1 protein-coding gene is annotated in these 974 nt (G+C 64.9%); it reads left to right on the top strand.

Annotation, left to right across the window (positions count from 1 at the left end; all coding sequences use genetic code 11):
* On the top strand, positions 1-941 hold a 941-nt coding region (locus tag AC6LJ9_RS30580; protein ID WP_132422283.1), incomplete at its 5' end, for a Tn3 family transposase.
* Positions 942-974 lie beyond the last annotated feature (33 nt).

The following is a 974-nucleotide window of genomic DNA, read 5'->3' as shown; positions in this document are numbered from 1 at the left end:
CGTCATCGTCGGACGGCCAGAACTTCCGCACCGGCAGCAAGGCCGAGAGCACCGGCCACATCAATCCGAAATACGGCAGCAGCCCAGGGCGGACGTTCTACACCCATATCTCCGACCAGTACGCGCCGTTCCACACCAAGGTCGTGAACGTCGGCGTGCGCGACTCGACCTACGTGCTCGACGGCCTGCTGTATCACGAATCCGACCTGCGGATCGAGGAGCACTACACCGACACGGCAGGGTTCACGGACCACGTCTTCGCGTTGATGCACCTGCTGGGCTTCCGCTTCGCCCCGCGCATTCGTGACCTGGGCGACACCAAGCTCTACATCCCGAAGGGCGATGCCACCTACGAGGCGTTGAAACCGATGATCGGCGGCACGCTCAACATCAAGCACGTCCGCGCCCATTGGGATGAAATCCTGCGGATGGCCACCTCGATCAAGCAGGGCACGGCGACGGCCTCGCTGATGCTCAGGAAGCTTGGCAGCTACCCGCGCCAGAACGGCCTGGCCGTCGCCCTGCGTGAGCTGGGACGCATCGAGCGCACACTGTTCATCCTGGACTGGCTGCAAAGCGTCGAGCTGCGCCGCCGCGTGCATGCCGGGCTGAACAAAGGCGAGGCGCGCAACGCGCTGGCCCGCGCCGTGTTCTTCAACCGCCTGGGGGAAATCCGCGACCGCAGCTTCGAGCAGCAGCGCTACCGGGCCAGCGGCCTCAACCTGGTGACGGCGGCCATCGTGCTATGGAACACGGTCTATCTGGAGCGGGCCGCGAACGCCTTGCGTGGCCACGGTCAAGCCGTCGATGACGGCCTGTTGCAGTACCTGTCGCCGCTCGGCTGGGAGCACATCAACCTGACCGGCGATTACCTCTGGCGCAGCAGCGCCAAGATCGGCGCGGGCAAGTTCAGGCCGCTACGGCCGCTGCAACCGGCTTAGCGTGCTTTATTTTCCGTTTTCTGAGACGACCCC

The sequence above is a fragment of the Achromobacter sp. 1011811831 genome (genome assembly GCF_059760905.1).
Note: the sequence above shows the minus strand (reverse complement) of the source record. Positions and strands in the feature narration are given on the sequence as shown.